This is a genomic window from Roseovarius atlanticus, assembly GCF_001441615.1.
GTDB classification, from domain to species: Bacteria; Pseudomonadota; Alphaproteobacteria; order Rhodobacterales; family Rhodobacteraceae; genus Roseovarius; species Roseovarius atlanticus.
The window spans coordinates 93,492-118,651 of record NZ_LAXJ01000006.1 but is presented as its reverse complement, the minus strand read 5'-3'; the positions used below and the strand labels follow the sequence as shown (position 1 = coordinate 118,651).

The 25,160-nt window shown below is 65.0% G+C and carries 24 protein-coding genes; 15 read left to right on the top strand and 9 right to left on the bottom strand.

Features of this window, described 5'->3' with window-relative positions; genetic code table 11:
* The first annotated feature begins 34 nt into the window (after window positions 1-34).
* The 8 genes from XM53_RS07380 to XM53_RS07345 all read left to right on the top strand — a co-directional run bounded on the left by XM53_RS07380 (window position 35) and on the right by XM53_RS07345 (window position 8,454).
* Window positions 35-2,992 (top strand): 2-oxoglutarate dehydrogenase E1 component, encoded by a 2,958-nt coding sequence (locus XM53_RS07380; protein ID WP_057791843.1) that lies wholly within the window; start codon window positions 35-37, stop codon window positions 2,990-2,992.
* Between the two features lie 6 nt (window positions 2,993-2,998).
* Window positions 2,999-4,594: a 2-oxoglutarate dehydrogenase complex dihydrolipoyllysine-residue succinyltransferase gene (gene odhB / locus XM53_RS07375; protein WP_057791841.1), complete on the top strand. Its 1,596-nt coding sequence runs from the start codon at window positions 2,999-3,001 to the stop codon at window positions 4,592-4,594.
* A 92-nt stretch (window positions 4,595-4,686) separates the two neighbouring features.
* Window positions 4,687-4,920 (top strand): hypothetical protein, encoded by a 234-nt coding sequence (locus XM53_RS07370; RefSeq protein ID WP_057791839.1) that lies wholly within the window; start codon window positions 4,687-4,689, stop codon window positions 4,918-4,920.
* An 85-nt stretch (window positions 4,921-5,005) separates the two neighbouring features.
* On the top strand, window positions 5,006-5,551 hold the full coding sequence (locus XM53_RS07365; RefSeq protein ID WP_057791837.1) for a hypothetical protein: 546 nt from the start codon (window positions 5,006-5,008) through the stop codon (window positions 5,549-5,551).
* Between the two features lie 68 nt (window positions 5,552-5,619).
* Complete coding sequence (locus XM53_RS07360) at window positions 5,620-6,015, top strand: MAPEG family protein (protein WP_057791835.1); 396 nt, start codon at window positions 5,620-5,622, stop codon at window positions 6,013-6,015.
* Entirely contained in the window at window positions 6,012-6,395 is a 384-nt protein-coding gene (locus XM53_RS07355) for a hypothetical protein (protein WP_057791834.1), read from the top strand. The genes XM53_RS07360 and XM53_RS07355 overlap by 4 nt, the downstream gene beginning before the upstream one ends.
* A gap of 63 nt (window positions 6,396-6,458) precedes the next feature.
* Entirely contained in the window at window positions 6,459-7,847 is a 1,389-nt protein-coding gene (lpdA, locus tag XM53_RS07350; protein ID WP_057791832.1) for a dihydrolipoyl dehydrogenase, read from the top strand.
* 1 nt (window position 7,848) lies between these two features.
* Window positions 7,849-8,454: a DUF6892 domain-containing protein gene (locus XM53_RS07345; protein ID WP_057791830.1), complete on the top strand. Its 606-nt coding sequence runs from the start codon at window positions 7,849-7,851 to the stop codon at window positions 8,452-8,454.
* A gap of 198 nt (window positions 8,455-8,652) precedes the next feature.
* Here XM53_RS07345 and XM53_RS07340 read toward each other — a convergent pair whose 3' ends face one another.
* The 4 genes from XM53_RS07340 to XM53_RS07325 are packed head-to-tail and all read right to left on the bottom strand — an operon-like array spanning window position 8,653 to window position 11,558.
* Window positions 8,653-9,255, bottom strand: coding sequence for a pyridoxamine 5'-phosphate oxidase family protein (locus XM53_RS07340; protein ID WP_057791828.1), 603 nt, complete (start codon window positions 9,253-9,255; stop codon window positions 8,653-8,655).
* Entirely contained in the window at window positions 9,242-9,982 is a 741-nt protein-coding gene (locus XM53_RS07335) for a lysophospholipid acyltransferase family protein (RefSeq protein WP_057791827.1), read from the bottom strand. Before XM53_RS07335 ends, XM53_RS07340 begins: the two co-directional genes overlap by 14 nt.
* Window positions 9,979-10,848, bottom strand: coding sequence for a cell division protein FtsX (locus XM53_RS07330; RefSeq protein ID WP_057791854.1), 870 nt, complete (start codon window positions 10,846-10,848; stop codon window positions 9,979-9,981). Before XM53_RS07330 ends, XM53_RS07335 begins: the two co-directional genes overlap by 4 nt.
* Window positions 10,849-10,880: 32 nt before the next feature.
* The gene (locus tag XM53_RS07325) at window positions 10,881-11,558 is read right to left on the bottom strand and encodes a cell division ATP-binding protein FtsE (RefSeq protein ID WP_057791852.1); all 678 of its coding nucleotides are present in this window, start codon (window positions 11,556-11,558) and stop codon (window positions 10,881-10,883) included.
* 132 nt (window positions 11,559-11,690) lie between these two features.
* Here XM53_RS07325 and XM53_RS07320 point away from each other — a divergent pair, with 132 nt between their 5' ends.
* Window positions 11,691-12,662 (top strand): zinc-ribbon domain-containing protein, encoded by a 972-nt coding sequence (locus tag XM53_RS07320; protein ID WP_328586661.1) that lies wholly within the window; start codon window positions 11,691-11,693, stop codon window positions 12,660-12,662.
* A 48-nt stretch (window positions 12,663-12,710) separates the two neighbouring features.
* Here the strand turns inward: XM53_RS07320 and XM53_RS07315 are convergent, their stop codons facing one another.
* Genes XM53_RS07315 through argH form a run of 5 tightly spaced genes read right to left on the bottom strand, consistent with a single transcriptional unit; the run spans window position 12,711 to window position 18,625 of the window.
* Window positions 12,711-15,356 carry a TIGR02302 family protein gene (locus XM53_RS07315; RefSeq protein ID WP_057791823.1) on the bottom strand — a complete coding sequence of 882 codons (2,646 nt, stop codon included), beginning with the start codon at window positions 15,354-15,356 and terminating at the stop codon, window positions 12,711-12,713.
* A 37-nt stretch (window positions 15,357-15,393) separates the two neighbouring features.
* Window positions 15,394-16,659 carry a diaminopimelate decarboxylase gene (gene lysA, locus XM53_RS07310; RefSeq protein ID WP_057791821.1) on the bottom strand — a complete coding sequence of 422 codons (1,266 nt, stop codon included), beginning with the start codon at window positions 16,657-16,659 and terminating at the stop codon, window positions 15,394-15,396.
* A gap of 42 nt (window positions 16,660-16,701) precedes the next feature.
* Window positions 16,702-17,007: a DUF2834 domain-containing protein gene (locus XM53_RS07305; RefSeq protein ID WP_057791819.1), complete on the bottom strand. Its 306-nt coding sequence runs from the start codon at window positions 17,005-17,007 to the stop codon at window positions 16,702-16,704.
* Window positions 17,004-17,237 (bottom strand): hypothetical protein, encoded by a 234-nt coding sequence (locus tag XM53_RS07300; protein WP_057791817.1) that lies wholly within the window; start codon window positions 17,235-17,237, stop codon window positions 17,004-17,006. Before XM53_RS07300 ends, XM53_RS07305 begins: the two co-directional genes overlap by 4 nt.
* Window positions 17,234-18,625, bottom strand: a complete 1,392-nt coding sequence (gene argH / locus XM53_RS07295) for an argininosuccinate lyase (protein ID WP_057791815.1) — start codon at window positions 18,623-18,625, stop codon at window positions 17,234-17,236. Before argH ends, XM53_RS07300 begins: the two co-directional genes overlap by 4 nt.
* Window positions 18,626-18,647: 22 nt before the next feature.
* On the opposite strand from argH, the gene XM53_RS07290 reads away from it, so the two are divergent.
* The 6 genes from XM53_RS07290 to yihA all read left to right on the top strand — a co-directional run bounded on the left by XM53_RS07290 (window position 18,648) and on the right by yihA (window position 25,151).
* The gene (locus tag XM53_RS07290) at window positions 18,648-19,208 is read left to right on the top strand and encodes a TlpA family protein disulfide reductase (RefSeq protein ID WP_057791813.1); all 561 of its coding nucleotides are present in this window, start codon (window positions 18,648-18,650) and stop codon (window positions 19,206-19,208) included.
* A gap of 45 nt (window positions 19,209-19,253) precedes the next feature.
* A complete protein-coding gene (ttcA, locus tag XM53_RS07285) occupies window positions 19,254-20,150 on the top strand; it encodes a tRNA 2-thiocytidine(32) synthetase TtcA (RefSeq protein ID WP_057791811.1) in 897 nt (298 codons plus the stop codon).
* Between the two features lie 61 nt (window positions 20,151-20,211).
* Entirely contained in the window at window positions 20,212-21,717 is a 1,506-nt protein-coding gene (locus tag XM53_RS07280) for a putative bifunctional diguanylate cyclase/phosphodiesterase (RefSeq protein ID WP_057791809.1), read from the top strand.
* 202 nt (window positions 21,718-21,919) lie between these two features.
* Window positions 21,920-23,758 carry a membrane protein insertase YidC gene (gene yidC / locus XM53_RS07275; RefSeq protein ID WP_057791807.1) on the top strand — a complete coding sequence of 613 codons (1,839 nt, stop codon included), beginning with the start codon at window positions 21,920-21,922 and terminating at the stop codon, window positions 23,756-23,758.
* The gene (locus tag XM53_RS07270; RefSeq protein ID WP_057791806.1) at window positions 23,758-24,501 is read left to right on the top strand and encodes an MOSC domain-containing protein; all 744 of its coding nucleotides are present in this window, start codon (window positions 23,758-23,760) and stop codon (window positions 24,499-24,501) included. The genes yidC and XM53_RS07270 overlap by 1 nt, the downstream gene beginning before the upstream one ends.
* Window positions 24,501-25,151, top strand: coding sequence for a ribosome biogenesis GTP-binding protein YihA/YsxC (gene yihA / locus XM53_RS07265; RefSeq protein WP_057791804.1), 651 nt, complete (start codon window positions 24,501-24,503; stop codon window positions 25,149-25,151). Before XM53_RS07270 ends, yihA begins: the two co-directional genes overlap by 1 nt.
* Window positions 25,152-25,160: the final 9 nt, after the last annotated feature.

Here is a 25,160-nt window from a genome sequence, read left to right as displayed (position 1 = left end):
CGCCCTACGGTCAACCCCAACGAGGGAGCCTGAGATGACCGACCAATCCCCCAACGACCAGTTCCACGCCTCCAGCTTCATGCAGGGGCACAACGCCGAGTATCTCGAACAGCTTTACGCGCGATACGCCAATGACCCAAACGCGGTCGACGAGGCGTGGCAGGCGTTCTTCCGCGAGTTGGGCGACGGGGACACGGACGTCAAGAAAGAGGCCGCCGGGCCAAGCTGGGCGCGGGGCGACTGGCCGCCGCAGCCCGCCGATGACCTGACCAGCGCGCTGACCGGCGAATACCCGACCGAGGTCGAGGCGCAAAAGGCCGGTGACAAGATCAAGTCGAAGGCCGCCGAGAAGGGCATCGAGGTCTCGGACGACGCCGTGAAACGCGCCGTGCTCGACAGTGTCCGCGCGCTCATGCTGATCCGCGCCTACCGCATCCGGGGGCATCTGGCGGCCGATCTCGACCCGCTGGGCCTGCGCGAAAGCCCCGACCGGCCCGAGCTTGACCCCAAATCCTACGGCTTCACCGAGGCCGACATGGACCGGCCCATCTTCATCGACAACGTTCTGGGCCTTCAGGTCGCCTCGATCCGCGAGATCCTGGATATCGTCAAGCGCACCTATTGCGGCACCTTTGCCCTGCAATACATGCACATCTCCGACCCCGAAGAGAGCGCCTGGCTGAAGGAACGCATCGAGGGCTACGACAAGGAAATCACCTTCACCCGCGAGGGCCGCAAGGCCATCCTGAACAAGCTGGTCGAGGCCGAGGGCTTCGAGAAATACCTGCACGTCAAGTACATGGGCACCAAGCGCTTCGGCCTTGACGGGGGCGAGGCGCTGATCCCGGCGATGGAGCAGATCATCAAGCGCGGCGGTCAACTGGGCCTGAAGGAGATCGTCATCGGGATGCCCCACCGGGGCCGCCTGTCGGTGCTCGCCAACGTCATGGGCAAACCCTATCGCGCCATCTTCAACGAATTCCAGGGCGGCTCGTTCAAACCCGAGGACGTGGACGGCTCGGGCGACGTGAAATACCACCTCGGCGCCTCCTCGGACCGCGAATTCGACGGCAACACCGTGCACCTCAGCCTCACCGCGAACCCCTCGCACCTCGAGGCGGTGAACCCTGTCGTCCTGGGCAAATCCCGCGCCAAGCAGGACCAGCTGGGCGACAAGGAGCGCACCGCCGTCATGCCGCTCTTGCTGCATGGCGACGCGGCCTTTGCGGGCCAAGGCGTCGTGGCGGAATGCTTCGGCCTCTCGGGGCTCAAGGGCCACAAGACCGGCGGCACCATGCACCTTGTCGTGAACAACCAGATCGGGTTCACCACCGCGCCGCACTTCTCGCGCTCTTCGCCCTATCCCACGGATATCGCGCTGATGGTCGAGGCGCCGATTTTCCACGTCAACGGCGACGACCCCGAGGCCGTGGTGCACGCCGCCAAGGTCGCCACCGAGTTCCGTCAGAAGTTCCGCAAGGACGTGGTCATCGACATCATCTGCTACCGCCGCTTCGGGCACAACGAGGGCGACGAGCCCATGTTCACCAACCCGATCATGTACAACAAGATCAAGAAGCAGAAGACGACCCTGACGCTTTACACCGAGCGTCTGGTCAAGGACGGCCTCATCCCCGAGGGCGAGATCGACGACATGAAGGCCGCGTTCCAGTCCTACCTCGCCGACGAGTTCGAGGCGGGCAAGGAATACCGCCCGAACAAGGCCGACTGGCTGGACGGCAAGTGGTCCCATCTCGACAGCAAGGACGAGGATTACCAGCGCGGCGAAACCGCCATCAAGAAAAAGACCATGGCCGAGATCGGCCGCGCGCTGACCACCCCGCCCGAGGGCACGCCGCTGCACAAGACCGTCTCGCGCCTGTTGGAGACGAAGGCCAAGATGTTCGAGACCGGCGAAGGCTTCGACTGGGCCACCGCCGAGGCGATCGCGTTCGGCTCGCTCCTGACCGAAGGCTACCGCGTGCGTCTTGCCGGTCAGGACAGCACCCGCGGCACGTTCAGCCAGCGTCATTCCGGCCTCGTCGACCAGGACTCCGAAGAGCGCTACTACCCGCTCAACCACATCCGCGAAGGCCAGGCGCAGTACGAGGTCATCGACTCGATGCTGTCGGAATACGCCGTTCTGGGCTTCGAATATGGCTACACCCTGTCCGAACCCAACGCCCTGACCCTGTGGGAGGCCCAGTTCGGCGACTTTGCCAACGGCGCCCAGATCATGTTCGACCAGTTCATCTCTTCCGGTGAATCGAAATGGCTGCGCATGTCGGGCCTCGTCTGCCTTTTGCCCCACGGCTACGAAGGCCAGGGCCCCGAGCACTCGTCCGCGCGCCTTGAACGCTTCCTGCAAATGTGCGGACAGGACAACTGGATCGTTGCCAATTGCTCGACCCCGGCCAACTACTTCCACATCCTGCGCCGGCAGCTGCACCGCACCTACCGCAAGCCGCTCATCCTGATGACGCCAAAATCGCTTCTGCGCCACAAGATGTGCGTCTCCAAGGCCGAGGAATTTACCACTGGCAGCAGCTTCCACCGCGTGCTCTGGGACGATGCCCAATACGGCAATTCAGAGACCAAGCTGAAATCGGACGACAAGATAAAGCGCGTCGTCATGTGCTCGGGCAAGGTCTATTTCGACCTGCTGGAAGAACGCGACAACCGCGGGCTGGACGACGTCTATCTGTTGCGCGTCGAACAGTTCTACCCGTTCCCCGCCATCTCGATGGTCAAGGAGCTTGAACGCTTCAAGAAGGCCGAGATGGTCTGGTGCCAGGAAGAGCCCAAGAACCAGGGCGCCTGGAGCTTCATCGAGCCCAATATCGAATGGGTGCTCCAACGTATCAAGGCCAAGCACACCCGTCCGGTCTATGCCGGGCGTCAGGCCTCCGCCTCGCCCGCAACCGGGCTTGCCAGCCAACACAAGGCCCAACAAGAAGCGCTGATTGATGCCGCGCTGACGATCGAAGGATAAGACGTAATGACCACCGAAGTACGCGTGCCCACGCTGGGCGAATCCGTGACCGAAGCCACCGTCGCCACCTGGTTCAAAAAGGCCGGTGACACGGTCGAGGCCGACGAGATGCTGTGCGAGCTGGAAACCGACAAGGTCACCGTCGAGGTGCCCTCGCCCGCCGCCGGCACCCTGGCCGAGATCGTTGCGCAAGAGGGTGAGACCGTGGGCGTTGACGCCCTGCTGGCCACCCTCTCCGAAGGCGACAGCGGGTCTGACAGCGCGCCCAAGAAGGCCGAGAAAAAAGAAGAGAAAAAGACCGAGCCCGCGCCCGCCAAATCCGGCGGCGACAGTGACGGCTCGGGCGGCGGCGGCAACATCGACGTGATGGTGCCCACGCTGGGAGAATCCGTGTCCGAAGCCACCGTCTCGACCTGGTTCAAGAAGGTCGGCGACAATGTCAGCCAGGACGAAATGCTCTGCGAGCTGGAAACCGACAAGGTGTCGGTCGAGGTCCCCTCGCCCGCCGCCGGCACGCTGACCGAAATCCTCGCGAACGAAGGCGACACGGTTCAGGCCAATGGCAAGCTCGCCGTCCTGTCGGGCGCCGCCGACGGCGCCGTGGAACCGGCTGAGCGCCCCGACAGCAACGCGATCCCGGCGCAAGGCGACGAGCCGGCCACCGCCAATGGCGGGCAGTACACCGCCCCGCTTCCGGGCCGCGATATCGAGGATGCGCCCTCTGCGAAAAAGGCGATGGCCGAAAAGGGCCTCAGCAGCGATCAGGTGCAGGGCTCGGGCCGCGACGGCCGCGTCATGAAAGAGGACGTCGCAAAGGCCGCCGCAGCCGCTACCAGCGCCGCGCCCGCCACATCCTCGGCCCCCGCACAGGCGCCGCGCGCGCCCGTCTCGGCCGAGGATGCCAGCCGCGAGGAACGGGTCAAGATGACCCGCCTGCGCCAGACCATCGCGCGCCGCCTCAAGGACAGCCAGAACACCGCCGCCATGCTCACCACCTATAACGAGGTGGACATGACCGAGGTGATGGCCCTGCGGAACCAGTACAAGGACGAGTTTCAGAAGAAGCACGGCGTCAAGCTGGGCTTCATGTCCTTCTTCACCAAGGCCTGCTGCCACGCGCTGAAAGAGGTGCCCGAGGTCAACGCCGAGATCGACGGCACCGATATCGTCTACAAGAACTTCGTGCACATGGGCATCGCCACCGGCACGCCCACCGGCCTCGTGGTCCCCGTGATCCGCGACGCCGACGCGCTCGGCTTCGCCGACATCGAGAAAGCCATCGCCGAAAAAGGCGCCCGCGCCCGCGACGGCAAGCTCTCCATGGCCGAAATGCAGGGCGGCACCTTCACCATCTCCAACGGCGGCGTCTACGGCTCGCTGATGTCCTCCCCCATCCTCAACCCCCCGCAATCGGGCATCCTGGGGATGCACAAGATCCAGCAGCGCCCGATGGTGGTGAACGGCGAGATCAAGGCCCGCCCCATGATGTACCTCGCCCTCAGCTACGACCACCGCATCGTCGACGGCAAGGGCGCCGTGACCTTCCTCGTCCGCGTGAAGGACGCGCTGGAAGATCCGCGGCGGTTGTTGATGGATCTGTGACGCCCCGTGTGGGTTTTCACCCACCCTACGAGTCCGCGTAGGGTGGGGTTCCACCCCACCATTCCCAAACATGAGGCGTAAAGGGGACTTCCATGACCACCCAACTCCTCCTCCGCTACGACAGCTTCGACCAGGACACCCACGACTCCCACGCCGAGGATCGGGCCAATGCCGGTCTCACCCAGCTTCAGATGTGGCGCGAGGGCACGGGCACCCGCTGGGTCCTCTTCGGCGTCAACGACGTGGCCCGCGCCAAGGCTTGGGTCGACAAGGAAACCGGCCTCGGCCACGGCCCCGCCGCCTCCCACATGCTGGAGACGGCATGAGCCAGGAGCGACCCGCCCCGGCCCCCGAGCCGGGGCCTCTCGCCCACACAGAGGTCCCGGGTCAAGCCCGGGACGCGGACCACTGATGACCCCAGCCGCCGGATATGCCCGCGCCGTCGCCGCGCGCCGCGCCTTCCGCCTGTCCGGCTATCCGACATTGGCCGAGGAAGGCTTCGACGGCGACTATGTCTCGCCCATCCAGATGACCTCCGGTTCCCTCACCGGCCCCATGCTGGTGTCGAAAGACTGGCTCGATGCGCCTTCGGTACGCCGCCACCGCACGGAACTCAAGCACCAGGGCTACCTCTCCACAAACCCCTTCAACCGGGTGATCGACAAGGTGCTCGCGCTGCTGAACCTCACCCGCGCCGACATCTACATCACGCCGGTCTTTCACCTGCTGACGCCGCAGCGCTCCTCCACCATCCCCCCGGCCCACGCTCGCGCCAGCTGGGAGGCCATCGGCCAGTTTGAGCGCCTCGGCCGCCGCCCCATCGCGCTCGGCCACGATGCCGCCCGTGTCCTCAAACATTTCAACGTGCCGCACGTCCTGGCGCCCCACCCCTCGGCCCGGACCGGCACATTCGACGCCAAGGCCAAGGCCATTGCAGAGGCAATCACCGACGCATGACACCCGCCGCCCCTCGCACGCCCCGCAAAAAGGAGGTCCCGGGTCAGGCCCGGGACATGTGACGCCACATGACCCCCGAACTCACCGTCCTCACCCTCGCCGCGCTGCTCCAAGTGGTGCAATTCGCCCTCTACGCCGTGCCGGCCAACATGGAGCTTGGCCCGGGCTACACCACCTCGGCGCGCGACCGCGAACCGTCGCGCCAGATGTCCGACCGCACCGCCCGGCTGGGCCGTGCGATGGACAACCATTTCGAAGGGCTGATCCTTTTCACCATCGCCTGCGTGGTGATCGCCGTCTCCGGCCAATCCACGGGGGTCACCACCGCCTGCGCCTGGACCTACCTGATCGCCCGCATCGCCTATATCCCGGCCTATTACCTCGGCCTGCGCCCCTGGCGGTCGCTGATCTGGCTGGTGGGCTTCGCCGCGACCGCCCTCATGTACCTGACCGCCCTGCTATGATCCGCCGCCTATCCCTCGCCCTTGCACTGGTCGCCAACCCGGCCGCCGCCGAGTTCGTGATCGAGGAAGGCACGTTCTTCGTCATGCATCGCGACTACGACAGCAAAACCAACACCTTCACCGACGGCGCCCCCGAGGGCGAAGGCGACGGCTGTTTCCAGATCACCCGTGTCGACCTGCCGGGCGAGACAATCGACTTCACCCTCGTCAGCGGCACCATCACGCCCTGGTGGTCGGACGGTGAAACCTTCCACCCCGGTTTCCAGAACGCCTTCGTTCCCGCCATCGGCTTCATGGAAAACAACCCCGACGCGGAATGGACCGACCTTTTGCACGAAATCCTGAAAACCGTGCCGGACTGCGCCCCGCCCGCATCGTGACACCGCACAACAAAAAGCATAGGTTCGGGACCAACACGCCCGACACGCGAAGGAGAATATCAAATGGCATCCTATGACGTCATCGTAATCGGCTCCGGCCCCGGCGGCTATGTCGCCGCGATCCGCTGCGCCCAGCTGGGCCTGAAAACCGCCTGCGTCGAGGGCCGCGAAACCCTGGGCGGCACCTGCCTCAACGTGGGCTGCATCCCCTCCAAGGCCCTGCTGCACGCCAGCCACATGCTGCACGAGGCCGAACACAACTTCGCCGCCATGGGCCTCAAGGGCAAAAGCCCGTCTGTCGACTGGAAACAGATGCTGTCCTACAAGGACGAGACCATCGGCCAGAACACCAAGGGCATCGAGTTCCTGTTCAAAAAGAACAAGATCGACTGGCTGAAGGGCTGGGGCTCCATCCCCGAGGCGGGCAAGGTGAAGGTCGGCGACGACACGCACGAGGCCAGGAACATCATTATCGCGACAGGCTCCGAGGTCAGCACGCTTCCGGGTGTCGAGATCGACGAGAAAACCGTGGTCTCCTCCACCGGCGCGCTGGAGCTGCCCAAGGTGCCCAAGAAACTGGTCGTCATCGGTGCCGGCGTCATCGGGCTGGAGCTTGGTTCGGTCTATTCGCGCCTGGGTTCCGAAGTGACGGTCGTGGAATATCTCGACCATGTCACGCCGGGCATGGATGGCGAGGTCCAGAAGACCTTTCAGAAGCTGCTGAAGAAACAGGGGCTGGAATTCATCATGGGCGCCGCCGTTCAGGGCGTCGAGGCGATGAAGACCAAGGCCAAGGTCACCTACAAGCTGCGCAAGGACGACAGCGAGGAAACACTGGATGCCGACGTGGTGCTGGTCGCCACCGGCCGCAAACCGTTCACCGATGGGCTGGGGCTGGAGTCCTTGGGCGTCGAGATGACCGAGCGCGGCCAGATCAAGACCGACGACCACTGGCAGACCAACGTCAAGGGCGTCTACGCCATCGGCGACTGTATCTCCGGCCCGATGCTGGCCCACAAGGCCGAGGACGAAGGCATGGCCGCCGCGGCCGTCATCGCGGGCCAGCACGGGCACGTGAATTACGGCGTCATCCCCAGCGTGATCTACACCCATCCCGAGGTCGCCGCCGTCGGCAAGACCGAGGAGCAGTTGAAGGAAGAAGGCCGCGCCTACAAGGCCGGCAAGTTCTCCTTCATGGGCAATGGCCGGGCCAAGGCGAACTTCGCCTCAGACGGCTTCGTCAAGATCCTCGCCGACAAGGAAACCGACCGCATCCTGGGCGCGCATATCATCGGACCCATGGCGGGCGATCTCATCCACGAGATCTGCGTCGCCATGGAATTCGGCGCGGCGGCCGAGGACGTGGCCCTGACCTGCCACGCCCACCCGACTTATTCCGAAGCGGTGCGCGAAGCGGCCCTGGCCTGCGGCGATGGGCCGATCCACAGCTGACATGCGCGATTGGGTTCCCGTCCCAGATCTGCAAAAGGACCATGCGCCTTTTGCAGATCCCAATTTCAAGCTCACTGTGATCGACGCGCTGATGGCGAACGGCACGTTCGATCTGGGTGACGAGGCCGCGTTTCAGGATCGGCTCAGCAAGGGCCAATACGATTACGAACGCGACGGCTACACCCTGAACCGCTCGTTCCTCAGCTACTTCCGCCAGTACCCTCTGACCTCCGCGCATCTCGCCGCGGTCGAGGAACTCTGGTTCGACGGCGGCCTGGATATCTACGGCTGGATCTTCCCTTTCTGGGGCGGCGAGACCGAGGACTTCGACATCGCCAGCGTCGCCGACCTGTCGCTTCTGCCCAATCTGCGGGTGTTCGGATTTTCCGCGATGCACCACGCCAACGACCTGACCGCCTATCTCCGCGCCCCCAGGCTCGAAGTGCTGGAGCTAGGGTTAATCGGCAGCCCATGGCGCAATTGGCACGCACTTCTGCAACTGCCCAACCTTCAAGAGTTCCGGTACTTCACCTCGAACCACGCGCCAGAGGCGGACGCAGTCTTGGCCGAGTTGCGCAGGCGGGGCGTGGCGATCAACGAATACTAAGCCTGACCGCGCCACCTTAGACTCACCCGTCCCGGACCTGTTCCGGGACCTCGTAGGGTGGGTGAAAACCCACGCGCGCCCATTCCGATCACACGGCGCTTTAACCTTTGCCGCTCCGAATAAACACCGACGCGATGCCACCCGGATACCGACGCGATACCGACGTGGGTTTTCGCCCGTTAACCTTTCGCGCAAAACCTACCACATGGTCTTCGCTGCCCGGGCGCTCCAAGCGGCGTCATATTCCGCGCCGCCCTCGTCCCCGTCCGAGGCCTCGGCCAGCAACTCGCCCACTGTCGGCAGCCCGTCACTGTCGTCCCGGCTCCACAACCCGGCCCGGATCGTAGCCCGGGCGCATTGGCTGTAGATCTCGGAAATCGCGATCACGATCACCGTCGCCGGATGCTTGCCCGCCTGCTCGAACCGGGCGCGCAGCCCTTCGTCGTTGGTCAGCTTTGCAGCGCCGTTCACCCGCACCACCGTGTTCGATCCCGGCACCATGAACATGCAGGAAACACGCCCGTCCGACACGATATTCCTCAGCGAATCCAGACGGTTGTTGCCACGCCAATCGGGCATGGCCAATGTATGCTCGTCCAGTTCCAACACAACCGGGCCGTCATCCCCGCGCGGGCTACCATCGGTGCCGTCCGGCCCCACCGTGCTCAGCACGCAATAGCGTGACGCCATGATCCACTGCCGGTAAAGCGGCGTCAGCCGATGCACCACCTTGCGCGTACTGGCCGCGCCGGGCGTGCCGTAAAGCGCTTCCAGCGCCTTGATATCGTTAATGAACTCCATCCGGATCAAACCCCGCTTCGCGCATCAGGCGGTTGGAATTGGTCTCGATCGTGTCTTCCAGCCGCGCCATGAACTCTTCCTTCGGCAGCCCCGCCTCGATCGCCGGCAGAAACTCCACCACCCCCGTCCCGGGATGCCGCATGATGCCTTTGCGCGGCCAGACCAGACCGACATTCGTTGCCACCGGGATGCATTCCTGCGCCATCTCTTCATAGAGGATCGACGACCCCACCTTGTAGGGCGCCTTGACCCCCGGTGCGATCCGCGTGCCCTGCGGATAGATGATCAGCTGCCCGGGCCGCAGACGCCCACGGCCCACATCCGCGATCATCTTCTTGATCGCCTGGCTGCGCTTGCCCCGGTCCACGGGCACACAGCCCAGTTTCATGGCGTATTGGCCGATGATCGGGGCGTACATCAACTCGCGTTTCATGATGAACTTGCCCGACGGGACACTGGCAAAGATCAGGATAATATCCAGGAAAGACTGGTGCTTGGCGACGATCAGGCATTCGTGGCGCGGCGGCGTGCCGCGCACTTCGGTCCGGACCCCGACCATCCAGCGGGCGGTCCAGCGCACCCAGGCGCACCACGCCTTGCACGCCGCATTCGCGCCCCGCGACGAGACCAGCGCCCAAGGCAGGAACACGATCCCGATGGGCAGCATCATGAAATAGATCTGGCCCACGAACACCGCCGATCTGACCCATTGCAACGCGTATCTCATGGCGTATCCTTCAATGTCTTGCGCGCCGCCGCCTGTGTCGCCGCAAAGGCGACGGTCGCGGCCAGGGGCGGGATCACCAACAGCCACAGCCACTGCCAGCCGTGAAAACCGAGTCCCGTCAGAAACCCGCCATCCTCCTGCGCGGCGGGCAACAGGAACACCGCCACTCCGGCCGCCACCGTGCCCACGGCCCCCCCGGTCAGCGCGCGCAACGTGAACCGCCGAACAAAAGCCTGCGCGATATAGCTGTCGCGCGCGCCCACAAGGCGCAGCACGCCGATCACCTGCGTGTTCGCCGCCAGCGCCGCGTTGGCGGCCAGCGTGATCATTGCCGCCGTCGCCGCCCCGATCAGCAGGATCGAGATATAGCCCAGCATCCGCAGGCGCGTCGCGGCACTGACCAGCGGGCGGCGCCACCGGGTATGGTCATCCAGGATCGCCCCCGGCACCTCGGCCGACAGCCGCAGGCGCAGCCCGCCCGCGTCGAACCCCTCGCCTTCCTCGACGACCTCGATCAGTTGCGGGATCGGCAGGGTATCCACCGGCAGGTCGGGGCCGAACCATGGCTCCAGCAAGGCGCGCTGTTCGTCGGGGTCCAGCGCCCGGGCCGAGGCGACGCCCTTGGTTGTCTCGAGGATCTTCAGCGTGGCCGCGGTCTGCGCCGCTATCTGGCCCTCGGGCGCGGATATCCTGATGGTCGAGGACCGCGCCAGCTCCGACCCCCAGCGATCAGCCAGCCGCCCCGTCGCCATCGACAAGGCCAGCGCGAACACCGCCAGAAACGCCATCGCGCCCGCGCTGAACACCGTCAGCGAGGCCGTGAATCCTGTGGGCGGCACCACCCGGTCGGCCTGTGCATCGCCCATGACGAACTCGGTCACGCGGTTGAAATCCAGTTTCACAGGTCCGCCCCCGCAAGTTGCAGCCGCCGGTTCGAGATCCGCAGCACCCTAGCCTGAACATGGCTCTTCGCGGCCCGGATCAGGGCAAGGTCATGGGTCGCGACCATGATCGTCTTGCCCATGCGGTTCAGTTCGATCAATAGGCGCAGCAGGCGTTGCGACATCTCCCAATCGACGTTGCCCGTGGGTTCGTCGGCCAGAACCGCGTCAGGCGACATGATGATGGCTCGCGCCAGCGCCGCCCGCTGGCGTTCCCCGCCCGACAGTTCCGGCGGCAGCGCATCGGCCCGCGCCTTGAGCCCCACCCAGCCGATCAGCTCCTTCAGGTTCGCGGATTCGCCCAGAAGGTCACGCCCCGACACCATCAGCGGCAACGAGATATTGTCGGCGACAGTCAAGTGATCCAGAAACTGGCAATCCTGATGCACCACCCCGATCCGCCGCCTTGCATCCGCGATGTCGTCCCGCTCCATCGTGCGCACATCCGTGTCGAACAGCCGGACCTCGCCGGCCGTGGGCATCAACGCCCCGTAACACAGCTTCAGCAGCGTGGTCTTGCCCGACCCCGACGGGCCGGTCAGGAAATGAAACGACCCAGCCTGCAGCTTGAGCGAGATGTCACTCAGCAATTCCCCCCCGCCATAGCTGTAGGCGACATTTTCCAGCTCGATCACTTCGGCCCCCAATGCATTTTGCCCTTCATGCCCCACAGGACACACTTGTGCAACGACTACGGCGCTTGCGTGATTGCCCCCTTTCCCGGTCCGTTATTTGTGCGTAAGGTACGGCAAACATAAGGCTGGGATATGCCGGTCAGACGACAGGCAGCGGGTGGCAAGATGCGGTTGATATGCCCGAATTGCGGGGCACAATACGAAGTTCCTACAGAAGTCATTCCCGCAAGCGGGCGCGATGTGCAATGTTCAGATTGCGGAACGACGTGGTTTCAGCACCATCCCGATCATCCCGCCGAAGACCCTCCTCCCGAGGCACTCTCTGAGTCTGCCAGTCAGGCAGAATACGAGCCGGAAGATACGGTGTCGCGCCCCGAACCGGAGGCGGATTACGCTGCCGAAGAAGACGAGGACGACGCAGGTTGGACCGACGCCGCCGGCACACCCGATGAGACCCTCGCGCCGGCAGACGATGCACCCGAGGACGAGGTCATCGCCGAAGAGCACGCCGCCCCCGCATCCGAACCCAGGCGGCGCGAGATCGACCCCGCCGTGGCCGACGTGTTGCGGGAAGAAGCCGCGCGTGAATCCCGCGCGCGTGATCACGACAGGCGCGGCACCGTCGAGACTCAGCAAGAACTTGGCCTTCAGGACACCGACAACGACGCGCAACGGCGCTCGGAAGAGGCCCGCGCCCGCATGGCCCGCCTGCGCGGCGAACCCGAGGCGCAGAAATCAGATGCCGAGGTTGAAGAGATTGATCCCACGTCGCGCAGCAACCTGCTGCCCGATATAGACGAGATCAACTCATCGCTGGATTCCGACGGCAAAAAGGAACAGCCCCGTCCCGTGGCGGCGGCCTCCGAAACAACGGTTGCCCCACGCAAAGGCGGCTTCCGCTCCGGTTTCCGGCTTGCGGTCGTCCTGGCGGTTCTGGCGCTACTGCTTTACGTGTTCGCGCCGCAACTGTCCGGCGCGGTGCCCCAGCTGGCCGATCCCCTGACAGGCTATGTCGAGATGGTAAATTCCTGGCGCGCCGGTCTGAACGACCTCATTCAAGGCGTGGCAGCCTCGTTGTCCGAAAGCGGCGCCGCCGACACTTGATCGCGTGGCGCGGCCGGTAAGCCGCGCACACTGGCCTCTCGCCACGTCTCAGAACCGGTCCAGTAGCCGCCGCAGATAGTCAAGCTCGACATCGGGCCGCGCGGTGTCGCCCGACCGGCGGCGGATCTCGTCCAGCAATTCTCCGGCGCGGCGATAGACGTCTTCGCGCGCGGTGAACTCGCCCTGGTCCCCGGCCAGCCCGCGCTGTGACCGGCCAAGCGGGTCCTGTTCCCCGAACTGCCCCGGTGTCTGGCTTTGCGCCTGGCCCTGACCCGGCTGCGACTGGCTGTTCTCGGCCAGCGCCTCGCCCAAACTGCGCATCCCGTCGCGCAAGGCATCCATCGCCTCGGCCTGCCGGTCGATCGCCTCGGGCAGATCGTCGCCGCGCAGCGCTTCCTCGGCACCTTCCATGGCGCGCCCCGCCCGGTCCAGCGCCTCGCGGGCGTCCTCGCCGGCCTGACCGCCGACATTCGGCAGACCCTGCCGCTGACGCTCCAATTCACGGCGCAGCGCTTCTTGCCGCTCCGAAAGATTTCCGGCCTGGCCGCCTTGTTGCCCTTCGGCAGACTGATTGCCCTGGCCCTGGCCGGGTTGCTGACCCTGTTGCTGGCCCTGGCCCTGCCCTTGCTGCTGGCCCGGCTGTTGTCCCTGGCCTTGCTGCGAATGCTGCTGGCCCTGGCCCTGACCGCCGTTGCGGCCCTCGTTACCCTGTGATTCACCGGCCTGTGCGCCGGGATTGAACTGTTCCTGCAAGTCCCGGAAGGCCTCGTCCGACAGGCCCTGCTGATCACGCAGCGTTTCGGCCAGACCTTCCATCGCCTGCTGGCCGGGATTGTCGCCGCCCTGCCCCTGCTGGCCTTCGGTCACGCGCAGGTTCTCCATCATCTGCTGGAACTCTTCCAACGCCTGCTGCGCCTCGGCAAACCGGCCCTGCTCCATCAGTTCCTGGATGCGGTCCATCATGTCCTGCAAATCCTGGTCGGTCAGGGTCTGCATGTTCTCGGACTGGCCCCTGTCGGGCTCATCGGCCTGGTCGCCCTCGCGCTGCGCCATCTGCGATTTCTGGCGCAGGTAATCCTGCGTCGCGTCGCGCAATTCCTGCATCAGCCGCGCGATCTCTTCCTCGCTGGCGCCGTTGCGCATGGCCTCGCTCAGGCGTTCCTGCGCGGCCCGCATCCGCTCCAGCGCATCGCCGATATCGCCGTCTTCCAGCAGCACAGCCAGATCCCACAACGCCTGCGCCAGGTCTTCCTGCGTTTCGTCGGTCAGGCTGTCGTGGTCGATGAACGTCTCCAGCCGCCGCAGGATCACCCGCAGCTTCAGATAGGCCGTCTCGGACTTGAACAGCCCATCCTCGGGGTTGTGCGACACCGCGCGCAGCATCTGGCTGACACGTCTGGCGTTGGATTTCGCCCACAGCAAGTCACGCCGCTGTTCGATCACCGACGCGGCCATCGGATCAAAGAACCGCCGCGCGGGCAGGTCCATCACCACCGGCGCGCTTTGCCCTGTCTGGTCGCGCTCGTCCCGGACGGTCAGCGTCAGGCGCACCGGCAGATGCGCCCACGGATGCTCGGACAGGTTCTCGATCAACGTCTCAGTAAAGTCCGCGCGGTCCCCGGTGATCGGCAGCGGCAGGTCCAGCACGATCGGCTCGCGCGCATCGGGTTCCGCTGTCAGACCATGGCGCCGATCGACCTCGTCCAGCGCCAGTTCGAACGTCGCCGTGCCACCGGCCACGCCATGGTCGTCGCTGGCCGCGAACGGCTGGCTCATCTGCCCGTCGAACGTCACTTCCAGCCCTTCGGAAATCGATGCCTCGGGCGGCGCGTCGGGCAGGGCCGTGATCGTCCATTCCTCGCCGCCGGGGCCGTCGATGCGCAACGTCCCGTCCTGCGTGATCTCGAAACTCTGCTCGGTATCCGTGGCCGGCGGAACATCCTCGGTCCGGCCCGAGACCGTTTCCGTCATGCTCAACGCGCCCACCTCGCCGTAAAAGCGCAGCGTCACAAGGCTGCCCTCGGGGGCACTGAACGCCCCGTCCTGATCGTTCAGGTAAAGGCTCGGCAGCTCGGTGTAGGCGGGCGGCTCGATCCAGCCTTCCCAAGTCGGACCGCTGGCCAGCGCCGCACCGCTGCCGGGGGCCATCTGCGACACCGTACCGGCCCGCCAGACAGATCCGAACAGAACCGCCACCACCAGCGCCAGCAGGGCGACATAGCGCAACCCAAACGGATCCCGGCGCGACAGCCTCAGATCGGGCTCGACCGCTTTCGCACCGGCGGCGCGGGCTTCCATCCGCGCGATATGCGCCCGCCACAGGGCCTGCGACCCCGTGTCGCCGCCCCCGATGGCCTGCCTGTCGGCAAGTGTCGCCAGCGGATGCCCCGGCAGCACGCCATCCATCCGTCGAATCGCCTCTTCGCGCGACGGCCAGTCGAACCGGCGCGCCCCGTGCACCGCAAAGCCCAGCGCGGCCAGCCCCGAAACGATCGCCAGCGTCCAGACGATTTCCACCGGCGCAAGGTCGTGCAGACCAAGCATCAGGGCCGCGCACACCGCGATCACCACGCTCCAGAGCGGCCAGAAGGCCCGCACCAGACGCTCGGCGATCAGCCCGGCCCAGGTCAGCATCAAGGGCCGCTTCAGCCGCTGGATGACCTTGTTGAACGTGGTGTTGTCAGATTGTGCCATGCATCCCTGCGATTGGGCTGCCGACGCGCCCGTCGCGTCACAACCATGCGGGGATGGTATCGCGATTTATCATCTCGTCAAAGGTCGGTCGGGGCCGGATGACGGCAAATTGATGCTCATGCACCAGAACTTCGGGAACCAGCGGCCTTGTATTGTACTCGCTGCTCATCACCGCGCCATATGCACCCGCGCTGCGAAACGCCACAAGGTCGCCCTCGCCCACATGCGGCATCACCCGCCCCTTGGCGAAAGTGTCGCCCGATTCGCAAACCGGGCCGACGATGTCGTACTTGGCGGGCTCCGCGCCCGGCGCAGGCTCTCTTACCGGAACTATATCGTGATAGGCGTCATACATCGCGGGGCGAATCAGGTCGTTCATTGCGCCGTCGAGGATCAGGAAATCACGCCCTTCGCCCGATTTCACGTAAATCACCTTGCTGACGAGGATCCCGGCATTGCCGGCCACCAGCCGCCCCGGCTCGATCTCGATCTCGCAGCCCAGATGCCCCACCGTTTCGCGGATCAGCGCGCCATAATCCGTGGGCAGCGGCGGCGCAGCGTTCGACCGCTCGTAGGGGATGCCAAGCCCGCCGCCCAGATCGAGGCGCACAATTTCGTGCCCGTCCGCCCGCAGCACTTCGGTCAGCTCCGCCACCTTCTGATAGGCCAGGCGGAACGGTTCCAGATCGGTCAGTTGGCTGCCGATATGCACGTCGATGCCGATCACCTTTATCCCCGGCAGGCGTGCCGCCTCGGCATACACCTCTCGGGCGCGTGCTATAGGAATGCCGAACTTGTTCTCGCTCTTGCCGGTGGCGATCTTGGCATGGGTCTTCGCGTCCACGTCCGGGTTCACCCGCACGGTGATGGGCACTTCCACTCCCAGCGACACCGCCACCTCCGACAGCGCCGCCATCTCGGGCTCGCTCTCGACGTTGAACTGCCGCACGCCGCCTTCCAGCGCGATGCGCATTTCCTCGCGGGTCTTGCCGACACCAGAGAAGACAATCTTGTCACCCGGCACGCCCGCCGCCTTGGCCCGCATGTATTCCCCGGCCGAGACCACATCCATCCCCGCACCCAGGCCCGCCAGCGTCTTCAGGATCGCCTGGTTGCTGGCCGCCTTCATCGCGTAGCACACCAAGTGCGGCATCCCTTCCAGCGCCTCGTCGAACAGCCGGAAATGCCGCGTCAGCGTCGCGGTCGAGTAGCAATAGAACGGCGTGCCCACCTGCGCCGCGATCTCGGCCACGGGCACGTCCTCGGCATGAAGCTCGCCGTCATGGTAAAGAAAATGATCCATTCGCGCTTTTTCTTGCTGAAAATACTCGGATTCCCGCAGGTCTCACCCGCGCCGCATCCTCAGAAACAGATAAAGCGGCAAACCGCAACTGACCCCGATGCAGAAGGTCGCCGGTATCGCGATCAGGCGCAGCCAGTCCCGCGCCTGCGCTGTTTCCCATATCACCCACAGCGTCAGTGCGACGGCGGCAATCGTCAGATCCCAGACCAGACCGCTCGTCGCGGCATTGGCGTGCCAGGCCTCGACCATGCCCATCAGGCTGTACCCGTTCGCGTTGAACCACGTGATGAACCACGCCATCGGGTGGATCGCCCCCCAGACGGCCAAAGCCAGGAAAACGTACCTCAAAACACCGTGCCCACGTGAACCGACACGTTGCCTCTGACGATCGAGGTGCCCACGCTGGCCCGCGAGCCGTTGGTGCCCACGGTCAGCGACCCGTTCAGGTTGGGCCGCACCTGCGTCGGATCGTTTCGTGCGACCGTATCGTCCGGCTCGCTGCCGGGCGGAACGGGCTCACCGTCCACACCGCATCCCGCGACCAGTATCAGGCCCAGTACGGCAATCGCGCGTTTCATCCCAGGATCTCCTTCCAGCGGTTGACCTGCAAACGCACCTGCTCGGGCGCCGTCCCGCCATAGCTTGTGCGCGAGGCGACCGAGTTGTGCACACCCAGCACATCATAGACCGTTTTGTCGATATCGCCATGCACCGATTGCATCTCCTCAAGGCTCAGCTCCGGCAGGTCGCACCCCTTGGCCTCCGCCTTGGCGACCAGCGCGCCAGTCACGTGATGCGCGTCGCGGAAGGGCAGGCCCAGCACCCGCACCAGCCAGTCCGCCAGGTCCGTCGCGGTTGAGAATCCCGCGCCGGCCGCCGCCTCCAGTGCGCCCTGGTTGGCGGTCATGTCCCGCACCATTCCGTCCATCGCGGCCAGGGCCAGCATCAGGTTGTCGGCGGCGTCAAACACCTGCTCCTTGTCCTCCTGCATGTCCTTGGAATAGGCCAGCGGCAGGCCCTTCATCACCAACGTCAGCGCCACGTTCGCCCCGAAGATGCGCCCGATCTTGGCGCGGATCAGTTCCGCGGCATCGGGGTTCTTCTTCTGCGGCATGATGCTCGACCCGGTGGAAAACCGGTCGCTCAGCGTCACGAAACGGAACTGCGCCGAGGACCAGATCACCAGCTCTTCGGCCATGCGGCTGAGATGCATCGCGCAGATGCTGGCCACGGACAGAAACTCCAGCGCGAAATCCCGATCGCTCACCGCATCCAGGCTGTTGGCCGCGGGCCGGTCAAACCCAAGCTCTTTCGCCGTCATCTCCCGGTCGATGGGAAAGGACGTCCCGGCCAGGGCCGCCGCGCCCAGCGGGCATTCGTTCATCCGGGCTCGCGCGTCGCGCACCCGGCTCAGATCCCGACCGAACATCTCGACATAGGCCATCATGTGGTGGCCCCAGGTCACCGGCTGCGCCACCTGCAAATGCGTGAATCCTGGCATCACCCAATCCGCGCCGGCCTCGGCCTGCGCAAGGCACGCTTTCATCAGCGCCACCAACGCCGCGTCCGCCGCATCCAGCTGATCGCGCACCCACAGCTTGAAATCCGTCGCCACCTGGTCGTTCCGGCTGCGCCCGGTGTGCAAACGCCCCGCCGGCTCGCCGATCACCTCCTTCAGCCGCGCCTCGACATTCATGTGAATGTCCTCCAGCGCCTTCGAGAACGGAAACGCCCCGCTTTCGATCTCTGACAACACCGTGAGCAGGCCTTCACGCATCGCCTCGGCATCGCTATCACTGACGATACCTGTCGCGGCCAGCATGGCCGCATGGGCGCGCGACCCGGCGATATCCTGCGCCGCAAGGCGCTTGTCGAAATCTATCGAGGCATTAATTGCCTCCATGATCGCATCGGGCCCGGCGGCGAACCGGCCACCCCACATCTGGTTAGAGGTCTTGTCTGTCATGTCCCAACTCTTCGGAGGCGCTATGAATTCGCTGAAGTCCATCGTCCTTTATATGGCCCTCGCAGTCGGTGCAAACGCCGCAGCGGCGCAGACCGCGGATATTGCCGACCTGCGCGACGGCGACATGAAAAAGCTGGTGGTGCATTCCGAGGCCAAGCCGGTGCCTGCCGAGGCGTTCAAGTCCGAGGATGGCGGTGAGCTGACCCTGGCGGACTATGAGGGCAAGATCACCCTGGTCAACTTCTGGGCCACCTGGTGCGCCCCCTGCCGTCATGAGATGCCGATGCTTTCGGACCTTCAGGCCCAGCTGGGCGGCGACGATTTCGAGGTCGTCACCATCGCCTCGGGCCGCAACGCGCCCGAAGCGATGAAGAAATTCTTCGACGAGATCGGCGTGGACAACCTGCCGCTGCACGCCGACCCCAAAATGGGACTCTCGCGCCAGATGGGCGTTCTGGGCCTGCCCGTCACCGTCATCCTCGACCGCGAGGGCCGCGAGATCGCCCGCCTTCAGGGCGATGCCGACTGGAGCTCGGACAGCGCCAAGGCGATCCTGCAAGCGCTGATCGACGCCGGTGCCTGACGGCTGCGCTTGCCCGGTGGCGTGAATCGCTCTAAACGCGCAAACATGCTCGACGATGCCGACGATATTCACCCGCTCTTTGCCGGCGCTCCGAAAACCACGGAGTTCCGCAAGCTGCGCAAACGCGTCGTCCGCCAGACCCGCGAGGCGATCGAGCAATACGGCATGGTCGAGAAAGATGCGCGTCACGCCGAAGGCGGGCCACCTCCGAAATGGCTGGTCTGCCTTTCCGGCGGCAAGGACAGCTACACCCTGCTGGCCGTCCTGCACGAGCTGAAGTGGCGCGGCTTTCTGCCCGTCGATATCCTCGCCTGCAACCTCGACCAGGGCCAGCCTGGCTTTCCGGCGACCATCCTGCCCAAGTTCCTGAAAGACATGGGCGTGCCCCACCGGATCGAATACCAGGACACCTATTCGGTCGTCGTCGACAAGGTGCCCGCCGGGCGCACCTATTGCGCGCTCTGCTCACGCCTTCGCCGCGGCCATCTTTACCGCATCGCGCGCGAGGAAGGCTGTTCTGCAGTCGTGCTGGGTCATCACCGCGACGATATCCTCGAGACGTTCTTCATGAACCTCTTTCACGGCGGGCGTCTGGCCACGATGCCCCCCAAGCTGGTGAACGAGGAGGGCGATTTGTTCGTCTATCGCCCGCTGGCCCATATGGCCGAAGAAGACTGCGAGCGGTTTGCGCGCGCGATGAACTATCCCATCATCCCCTGCGATCTCTGCGGCTCTCAGGACGGGCTACAACGCCAGCAGGTCAAGCAGATCCTCGATCAATGGGAAAAGAACGCTCCCGGTCGGCGACAGGTGATGTTCCGCGCCCTCATGAACGCGCGGCCGTCGCACCTGCTCGACCCGAAACTCTTCGATTTCGAGGGGCTTACCCGCGGATCGCTAAAATTGGATCAAAAAGACGACGGTCTGCCGAAGTTGCGTTAAGGGGCTATTGAGCAACTGGAGATAGCGTGGGCGCGACCGCCCCGGATCCCGGACCAAGCTCTTGCGCCACAACGTGTCTTCCTTCCGTTTCTCCATCGCGACCGTTCTGACGGGCCCGCAAGCGCTGGCATTCCTGCCCGCGCTTGTCCTCGGCGGCTTCTGGCTCGGCGGGGAGCCCGTGCTGTTGGCCCTTGCGCTGGCCGTGCCGCTGGTGCTGGCCTGGGTGCGCACGACCGCACCGCCCTACAGCCCACCGGAGCGCGAGGATGACTTCGAACGAACCTTGCAGGAAACGCTCGATCTTGCGCGCAATTGCCTGCGCCGCACGGGCTGCGCCATCGTCGAGATCGACGATTATGAAACCCTGCTCGATCGACATGGCGCCGCGGCGGCGGAACGGGTCGGCGCTCGCGTGGCCGACCGGCTGAAATCCGTCCTGCGCGAGCAGGATACGCTGCTTGCCCTGTCCAACGGGCAATTCGGCATCGTCTTCGCCCCGGTCCGTCAGCTCGATTCCGAGGCGGGCCTGAAACTGGCCACGCGGTTGCAGGCCGCCGTAGAGGAACCGATTTCGCTCGATGCGGCCACGATCTATGTCTCCGCCTCGGTCGGGTTCTGCCTGGACAGCTTCGTGCGCGGCGGCACCGGGCGCGAGCTTTCCGACGCCGCCGCAATCGCTTTGATCGAGGCGCGTCGCCACGCACCTTCGGCCATCCGCGCCTACAGCCCCGAACTGCACCGTGCCTTGCCCATCGCCGGGCAGGCCGCGACAGAGATCCTGACCGCCCTGGCGGACGGCCAGATCCAGGCCTGGTTCCAGCCGCAGATCTCCACCGATACCGGCCACATCTCGGGATTCGAGGCGCTGGCGCGATGGGAACATCCCGAGCGGGGCCTGATCCCGCCCGCCGAGTTCCTGCCGCTTTTGCAAAAGCTGGGCAAGACGGACATTCTCGGCACCGAGATCCTGCGCGACGCGCTCGGCGCGCTCCAGTCCTGGGACGAGGCCGGGTTCGACATCCCGCAGATCGGCGTGAACTTTTCCGCCGACGAACTGCGCGACCCCAAGCTTGTCGATCGCCTCCAGTGGGAGCTTGACCGCTTTGATATCGCCCCGCCGCGGTTGGCGGTGGAAATACTGGAAAACGTTGTCGCCTACTCGCCCGAAGATACGATCGTGCGCAATATCCGGCGCATGGCCGACCTTGGCTGCCGCATCGACCTGGACGATTTCGGAACCGGCCACGCCTCGATCTCCTCGATCCGGCGATTTGCCGTCCATCGGCTCAAGATCGACCGCTCCTTCGTCAAGAAAGTCGATCGCGACGTCGAACAACAGCGCATGGTCAATGCGATTCAACTGATGGCCGAACAACTCGACCTCGACACGATTGCCGAAGGCGTGGAAACCGCGGGCGAGCACGCGATGCTGGCCCAGCTGGGGGTCGGCCACGTTCAGGGCTTCGGCATCGCCCGCCCCATGCCGGCCACCAAGACCTTTGAATGGATCACCGATCACATGACCCGTGTTCAGACGCCGCCGCGCATCGGCCACACCGCCGGCTAGGCGGACCGCCCGCCGCCATGCGATGGCGCAGCGATACCGCGACCGCGCCGTGACCCACTGCCGCAGACTGGCAAACAAAGCACAAAGCCAGCGGCGACAGCGCCTTGCACCGACGACGAATCTGCTCTGCCCCCTTGACCTTTGCCGCTGCACTCTGTTGAACCCCCCAAGCGATTGAAACTTGCACGGGTGGCCATCCACGATGGACGAACAGAACCGCAACCTCCTGCTGGCGACGGGCCTCAGCCTGTTGGTGATCCTCATCTGGTTCCTGCTTTTCCCGCCGCCCGAGCCGGAAGAGACGCCCGAGGCGACCACCACCAGCACATCCACGTCCGAGACCGGGACCGGAACCACACCGTCCCAGCCCGCGGGCGACACGGCCATCGTGCCCAGCACGGCGGGCGACACCGCCGCGACACCCCAGGCGCAACAGGCCGAAGCGGAAACCGACGACACGCCGCGCGTCGAGATCGACACCCCGACCCTGCAAGGCACGATCTCGCTGCGTGGCGGCCGCATCGACGACCTGCAACTCAAGAAATACCGTGAAACCCTCGAACCCGATGCCCCCATCGTCACGCTTTTGTCCCCGGTCGGCACGAACCGCGCCTATTACGCGCTGTTCGGCTGGGCGCCGGGCAGCGGCCTGACCCCCGATCAGGTGCCGGGCGCCAACACGGTATGGAACGTGGACTCGGAAGGCCCGCTCACGCCCGAAAACCCGCTGGTCCTCAGCTGGGGTAACGGCGCCGGCCTGACCTTCCGGCGCGAGATGACCGTCGATGACCGCTCGATGTTCACCGTCACCCAATCGGTGCAGAACACCGGCGACAGCCCGGCATCGGTCGCACCCTACGGCATCCTGGCCCGCCACGGCCTGCCCCCGGACCTCAAGAATTTCTTCATCCTGCACGAAGGCGGCATCAGCCTGACCGACGGCGAGCTGCGCGAGATCGACTATGACGATTTCGAACCCGCCGGCGCACATGAAAACATCGCCCTGCAAGAGGCCGGCTGGTCCGGTTTCACCGATCACTACTGGATGACCGCGCTGATCCCCGGCCAGGCCGAAGGCTCTACCTTCTCGACCTTCCAAGACACCAGCCGCAACATCTATCAGACCAATATCAAGCAGCGCACCGAAACCGTCGCGCCGGGACAGGAAGTGACAATCCAGACGCGCCTTTTCGCCGGCGCCAAGGAATGGGAAACCATCCGCAACTACCAGAACGAGGAAGGCGTGACCAAGTTCCTCGACTCGATCGACTGGGGCTGGTTCTTCTTCCTGACCAAGCCGATCTTCTGGCTGCTGCACAACCTCAACCAGCTGATCGGCAACATGGGCTGGGCCATCATCGCACTGACCCTGATCATCAAGGCCGTTCTGCTGCCGCTTGCGTACAAGTCCTACGTCTCCATGGCCAAGATGAAGGAACTTCAGCCGCAAATGGAGAAGATCAAGGAGAAGTCTGGCGACGACCGCCAGAAACTCCAGAAAGAGATGATGGAGCTTTACAAGAAGGAAAAGGTCAACCCGGCCTCGGGCTGTCTGCCCATCCTGCTTCAGATCCCGATCTTCTTCTCGCTCTACAAGGTGATCTTCGTCACGCTGGAGCTGCGTCACGCGCCCTGGATCGGCTGGATCGACGACCTGTCCGCCCCCGATCCGTCATCGCTCTATAACCTCTGGGGCATCCTGCCCTGGGCCGCGCCCGAGCCGGGCTCGATCCTGGCGCTGATTTTCATCGGCATCCTGCCGCTCTGCCTTGGCGTGTCCATGTGGCTGCAACAAAAGCTCAACCCGGCCCCCACCGACCCCACGCAACAGATGATCTTCGCGTGGATGCCGTGGGTCTTCATGTTCATGCTGGGCAGCTTCGCGTCGGGCCTCGTGGTCTACTGGATCGCCAACAACGTGATCACCTTCAGCCAGCAATACCTGATCATGCGCAGCCAAGGGTACAAGCCGGACGTCTTCGGCAACATCAAGTCCAGCTTCAAGAAAAAGGCCAAGACCCCGCCGCCGGAGGACAAGTGATGGCAACCGTGGCCGCGCTCTGGCGCCACCCGATCAAGGGGCACGGCCGCGAAGCGCTGGACACGGTCACCCTGACCGAGGGCCAGACCATGCCGTGGGACCGTCGCTGGGCCGTGGCGCACGAGATGTCCAAGGCCGACGGCACCGAATGGGTGCCCTGCGCCAATTTCTCGCGCGGCGCCAAGACCGGCACGCTCATGGCCATATCCGCGCAGGTGGACGAGGCGTCGGGCACCGTCACGCTCACGCATCCCGACCGGCCAGACCTGACCTTTGACCCCGAACGCGAACAGGACGCCTTTCTCGACTGGGTGCGCCCTCTTATGCCCGCCGACCGCGCGCAATCGGCCCGCCTCGTGCGCGTGCCCGGGCGCGGCATGACCGACACCGATTATCCGTCGATCAGCCTGATCAACTTGGCCTCCAACGACGCCATGACCGAGGCCATGCAGCAGGACATCTCGCCCCTGCGCTGGCGCGGCAACATCCACCTGTCGGGACTGGACGCCTGGGCCGAGTTCGACTGGGTCGGCCACACCCTGCGCATCGGCGAGGTCGAGCTGAGCGTGCAGGAACCGATCAAACGCTGTCTTGCCACCACCGCAAACCCGCAAACCGGTGAACGTGACGCCGACACGCTGGCCACGTTGAACAATCGTTTCGGCCACCAGGATTTCGGCATCTACGCCACCGTCACGCGCTCGGGCGACATCCGCGTCGGCGACACGGTCGAGCCCGTCTGATGGCGCTGCCCTTCCCCCTGGCCGAGCCCCCCAGCGACGCAGCGGTCGAATCCGGCCGAAAGCTCTTCGCCGGCGAGGTCACCTTCGTCAAAGGCGTTGTCGCCATGTCCGGCCTGCCTGACGCCGACCGTCCCGAAGTCTGCTTCGCCGGGCGCTCCAACGTGGGAAAATCCAGCCTGATCAACGCGCTGACGGGGCGGAAGGCACTGGCCCGCGCCTCCAACACGCCCGGCCGCACGCAGGAAATCAACTATTTCGACCTCGGCGGCCAGACGTTCCTCGTGGACCTGCCCGGCTACGGCTACGCCAACGCACCTCTCCCGAAGGTCGAGAAATGGCAGGCGCTTCTGAAACAGTACCTTTCCGGGCGCGCCACCTTGCGCCGCGCCTTCGTGCTGATCGACGCGCGACACGGGATCAAGCCCGTGGACGAAGAGATCATGGCCCTGCTCGACAGCTCCGCCGTGACGTTCCAATGCGTTCTGACCAAGGCCGACAAGGTCAAGGCCGCCGAACGCGACAAGATGCTGGCACAGGTGCGCACCCGCCTTGCCACCCATGCCGCCGCCTTCCCGGAAATCGTCCTGACCTCCTCGGAAAAGGGCGACGGCATTGCCACCCTGCGCGCCATCATCGCCACGCTGGAATAGCCATTTCGT

Excerpts from the sequence above, each read along its gene's own strand:
- XM53_RS07380 (WP_057791843.1), top strand. The coding sequence starts at position 35 with ATGACCGACCAATCCCCCAACGACCAGTTCCACGCCTCCAGCTTCATG.
- odhB (WP_057791841.1), top strand. The coding sequence starts at position 2,999 with ATGACCACCGAAGTACGCGTGCCCACGCTGGGCGAATCCGTGACCGAA.
- XM53_RS07370 (WP_057791839.1), top strand. The coding sequence starts at position 4,687 with ATGACCACCCAACTCCTCCTCCGCTACGACAGCTTCGACCAGGACACC.
- XM53_RS07365 (WP_057791837.1), top strand. The coding sequence starts at position 5,006 with ATGACCCCAGCCGCCGGATATGCCCGCGCCGTCGCCGCGCGCCGCGCC.
- XM53_RS07360 (WP_057791835.1), top strand. The coding sequence starts at position 5,620 with ATGACCCCCGAACTCACCGTCCTCACCCTCGCCGCGCTGCTCCAAGTG.
- XM53_RS07355 (WP_057791834.1), top strand. The coding sequence starts at position 6,012 with ATGATCCGCCGCCTATCCCTCGCCCTTGCACTGGTCGCCAACCCGGCC.
- lpdA (WP_057791832.1), top strand. The coding sequence starts at position 6,459 with ATGGCATCCTATGACGTCATCGTAATCGGCTCCGGCCCCGGCGGCTAT.
- XM53_RS07345 (WP_057791830.1), top strand. The coding sequence starts at position 7,849 with ATGCGCGATTGGGTTCCCGTCCCAGATCTGCAAAAGGACCATGCGCCT.
- XM53_RS07340 (WP_057791828.1), bottom strand. The coding sequence starts at position 9,255 with ATGGAGTTCATTAACGATATCAAGGCGCTGGAAGCGCTTTACGGCACG.
- XM53_RS07335 (WP_057791827.1), bottom strand. The coding sequence starts at position 9,982 with ATGAGATACGCGTTGCAATGGGTCAGATCGGCGGTGTTCGTGGGCCAG.
- XM53_RS07330 (WP_057791854.1), bottom strand. The coding sequence starts at position 10,848 with ATGGGCGATGCACAGGCCGACCGGGTGGTGCCGCCCACAGGATTCACG.
- XM53_RS07320 (WP_328586661.1), top strand. The coding sequence starts at position 11,691 with ATGCCGGTCAGACGACAGGCAGCGGGTGGCAAGATGCGGTTGATATGC.
- XM53_RS07315 (WP_057791823.1), bottom strand. The coding sequence starts at position 15,356 with ATGGCACAATCTGACAACACCACGTTCAACAAGGTCATCCAGCGGCTG.
- lysA (WP_057791821.1), bottom strand. The coding sequence starts at position 16,659 with ATGGATCATTTTCTTTACCATGACGGCGAGCTTCATGCCGAGGACGTG.
- XM53_RS07300 (WP_057791817.1), bottom strand. The coding sequence starts at position 17,237 with ATGAAACGCGCGATTGCCGTACTGGGCCTGATACTGGTCGCGGGATGC.
- argH (WP_057791815.1), bottom strand. The coding sequence starts at position 18,625 with ATGACAGACAAGACCTCTAACCAGATGTGGGGTGGCCGGTTCGCCGCC.
- XM53_RS07290 (WP_057791813.1), top strand. The coding sequence starts at position 18,648 with ATGAATTCGCTGAAGTCCATCGTCCTTTATATGGCCCTCGCAGTCGGT.
- ttcA (WP_057791811.1), top strand. The coding sequence starts at position 19,254 with ATGCTCGACGATGCCGACGATATTCACCCGCTCTTTGCCGGCGCTCCG.
- yidC (WP_057791807.1), top strand. The coding sequence starts at position 21,920 with ATGGACGAACAGAACCGCAACCTCCTGCTGGCGACGGGCCTCAGCCTG.
- XM53_RS07270 (WP_057791806.1), top strand. The coding sequence starts at position 23,758 with ATGGCAACCGTGGCCGCGCTCTGGCGCCACCCGATCAAGGGGCACGGC.
- yihA (WP_057791804.1), top strand. The coding sequence starts at position 24,501 with ATGGCGCTGCCCTTCCCCCTGGCCGAGCCCCCCAGCGACGCAGCGGTC.